Here is a 2,924-nt window from a genome sequence, read left to right as displayed (position 1 = left end):
TTACTGTACCCGCCATGATCAGTAGCGTGGCCGCCAGCTGTAGCGCTGCAGGCCGTTTCCGGAAAAATACCCATTCCAGCAGCATGCTGATCCAGGTAAATTGCATCAGGAAAATAATAGCCACGGAAGCCGGGATCCATTTAACAGACAGGTAATATAAATGCGTGCACAACCCAATGGTGGTGCCGGCCAGCAGCACCGGCCATACAGGGCCCCGGGCCGCTTCAGGCTTACGGGTCAGCAGATATAATAACCACAAAACGCACATACCCAAACAGGCCTGGGAGCCGGAAATATCGCCGGTAGCATAACCCTCCTGGTAGGCAACCTTTACAAAAGTAGAGAGGATGCCGAAGCAGCAGGCCCCGGCAAAAACCATGATAATATACTTGAACATTGAATAAAAAACATTGTAATGCACTGCCGCAAAGCCTTTCACAGCCTGGGTAAAGCGCGGTAAATAAACCGGGATCTAAAAAAGGAAAGGGCAGGGGATTACAGCAGCGGCATTAGTTGCCGGCTCTAAACAGGAAGTAACAGGAACCCTGTACTTATTTGCCTGCCTTTGTATAAGGCGGCGGGGGAGGGGTGGAAAAGCTGCCAATGGCGCTTAGGCGGGCAGCATTAAGGTGAAATATTCCGGGCAAAGTCATGGCAAAAAATTAATCGGTATAAAAATACGCAATTTATTAGCTAAATTTTATCGTTCAAATATATTGTAATTTCGCGCCGATGGATAAAGTTGATATTAAAGAGCTGGCAAAGGACCTGAAATTGTCCACATCAACCGTGTCAAGAGCTTTCCGGGGCAATAGCGATATCAATGCGCAAACAAAAGAGCGCATCCTGGCCCGCGCCCGGGAGCTGAACTACCAGCCAAACCTCTATGCCAGCAGCCTGCGGGAGAAAAAGAGTAATACCATTGCCATCATTGTACCGGAGCTGGCCAACGATTTCTTTTCGCAGGCCATCAAAGGAATTGAGCGGGTAGCAAGGGAAAAGGGGTACCATTCGCTGATCTACGTTACGGATGATGAATACCAGCTGGAAGTTTCCATCATTAATGATCTTTCCAATGGCCGGGTAGATGGTATTATCATGTCGGCCTCCGGTGAAGCCAAGGATCATAATTACCTTAAACAGCTAAAAAAGCGGCATATGCCCCTGGTATTTTTTGACCGGGTGTATGAGGATATTGATGTGGCCAAGGTAACCACCAACGACTATGAAAGCAGCTTTAATGCCACCAGGCACCTGATAGCAGCGGGTTGTAAGAAGATCGTTTTCCTGGTGATCAACAAAAGCCTGTCCATCGGTAATGTGCGTATGCAGGGCTATGTGGATGCGCTGGCCGCAGAAGGCATTCCCTTTAACAAAGACCTGGTGATAGATTGCAGCAACGATCATAAAAAAAGCTACAACATCATTTCTAAAGTTTTAACCACCATAAAGCCGGATGGAGTGTTTGCCGCTGTAGAGCGCCTGGCTATTGTAAGTTATTACGTTTGCCAGGATCTGAATATCAACATTCCTAAAAAAGTAAAGATCATCAGTTTTTCCAGCCTGGAAATTGCGCCGCTGTTAAATCCTTCGCTCACTACCATTACGCAACCCGCGCGGGACCTGGGTGTGCACGCTGCACAGCTGCTGTTCAAATCACTGGAAAGTGGTGCGCCGGTGCAGGATCATGTAGTGCTGAAGTCTAAGATCATTCCGCGGAAGTCAACGAGTTCGTGAGGGGAGCTGCTTAGTTATCGATTGCTGTTTCCTGCATCATCGCTAATGGTGTGTGAATAATATTCTTCTATTTCTTTGGCCGTTTTTTCAAACGTGCCGTTACCATCTCTTTACGCCGGATCCATTTTTTTATAACAGGATTATCATTCAGCATTTCACCCTTATTGTTCATTAATCCCAGGCTTTTTGCAAGGGACTTAAACAACGAAGCTCCCTTCTTGTGCTGTTGCAGCCATTGCCGTTGTGCCTCCCGGGCATGCGTTTCATATGTTTTTAAAGCAAGGTTAATAACCTTCAGCTCGCCCTGGTAATCCTTCTGTTTTCGATGTAATATCATTAAACGCTGCCAGGCCTGTTCTTCCAGCGGATCGTTCTCTACTGCTTGTTGATATAACGTAATGGCCCTGGTGCTATCGCCCTGGGATTCTGCATCTTTGGCTTCTACCAATAACAGGTGGTTGGATATTCTTTTTCTTACAGCCATATACAACCTATACCAAGGGGCGTGCCAAGTGGTCCTTTAAGGGGTCGCTCTATTTCTATCTTTTACTATCAATAGGGGTTCGTTTTTGTTCGTCCTCCACAGATGGATTTCATAGAAATCCTCGCCGTCAAGTCCATCTTCACTTATTTTATCAAGGTTGCCATAATAAATGCGGGCCCGGTGGATTCCGGGTGTAACTTCTATTCTGATAGCATCCGGAAAATAGTCGGTGCATCCTGCCAGAACCAGCCTGCCGGTATTAGTATCCAGGTTGCACTCATTTATCTGTGCGATATGCTCGTTATCAACTATCATTTCCGGTTCGCTATCAAATATTTTAACGATAACCGGAACGTGCATATTCCTGACTGTTCCCACGCCGATGGTACCCGGCGCCAGGGCTAATAGTCTGTCAACTGCCTCCTGTGTCCAGGAATTAGAAAGATCACCGGCTGCATTTTCATCCTGGATATAAAACTGAAAGTAGTCGGCAAATAGCGCTGTTTTTGTTTCTTTGACCATATTGCAAAAAGGATGGTTTGGAGTTTGTATGCCAAAATAAAGGATAAAAATAAATATGCGGTAATGGTCTCCTTTGCTGAAATTTTTTTCGCTGCAGCCGGCCGGTAAATCAGCCGCCGACTTCTCAAATTTTTATCCCTGCCGCCATCCGCTGTACCACCTGCCGCCGCTCCCTTTTTTC

At 46.6% G+C, this 2,924-nt stretch carries 4 protein-coding genes; 1 reads left to right on the top strand and 3 read right to left on the bottom strand.

Annotation, left to right across the window (positions count from 1 at the left end; genetic code table 11):
* A partial coding sequence (locus tag VIM87_RS29175) for an EamA family transporter (RefSeq protein WP_332000394.1) occupies window positions 1-397 on the bottom strand: 397 nt, incomplete at its 3' end.
* Between the two features lie 335 nt (window positions 398-732).
* On the opposite strand from VIM87_RS29175, the gene VIM87_RS29170 reads away from it, so the two are divergent.
* The gene (locus VIM87_RS29170) at window positions 733-1,737 is read left to right on the top strand and encodes a LacI family DNA-binding transcriptional regulator (RefSeq protein ID WP_332000393.1); all 1,005 of its coding nucleotides are present in this window, start codon (window positions 733-735) and stop codon (window positions 1,735-1,737) included.
* 67 nt (window positions 1,738-1,804) lie between these two features.
* Here VIM87_RS29170 and VIM87_RS29165 read toward each other — a convergent pair whose 3' ends face one another.
* Both VIM87_RS29165 and VIM87_RS29160 read right to left on the bottom strand, forming a co-directional pair.
* Window positions 1,805-2,221, bottom strand: coding sequence for a bacterial transcriptional activator domain-containing protein (locus tag VIM87_RS29165; protein ID WP_332000392.1), 417 nt, complete (start codon window positions 2,219-2,221; stop codon window positions 1,805-1,807).
* Window positions 2,222-2,257: 36 nt separating this feature from the next.
* The gene (locus VIM87_RS29160) at window positions 2,258-2,743 is read right to left on the bottom strand and encodes a hypothetical protein (protein WP_332000391.1); all 486 of its coding nucleotides are present in this window, start codon (window positions 2,741-2,743) and stop codon (window positions 2,258-2,260) included.
* Window positions 2,744-2,924: the final 181 nt, after the last annotated feature.

This window comes from Chitinophaga sp., assembly GCF_036569125.1.
Lineage (GTDB): Bacteria > Bacteroidota > Bacteroidia > Chitinophagales > Chitinophagaceae > Chitinophaga.
The sequence above is the reverse complement of the archived record's forward strand: the minus strand, read 5'-3'. Positions and strand labels throughout refer to the sequence as shown.

Coding starts and splice junctions, on each gene's coding strand:
- VIM87_RS29165 (WP_332000392.1), bottom strand. CDS start 2,221: ATGGCTGTAAGAAAAAGAATATCCAACCACCTGTTATTGGTAGAAGCC.
- VIM87_RS29170 (WP_332000393.1), top strand. CDS start 733: ATGGATAAAGTTGATATTAAAGAGCTGGCAAAGGACCTGAAATTGTCC.
- VIM87_RS29160 (WP_332000391.1), bottom strand. CDS start 2,743: ATGGTCAAAGAAACAAAAACAGCGCTATTTGCCGACTACTTTCAGTTT.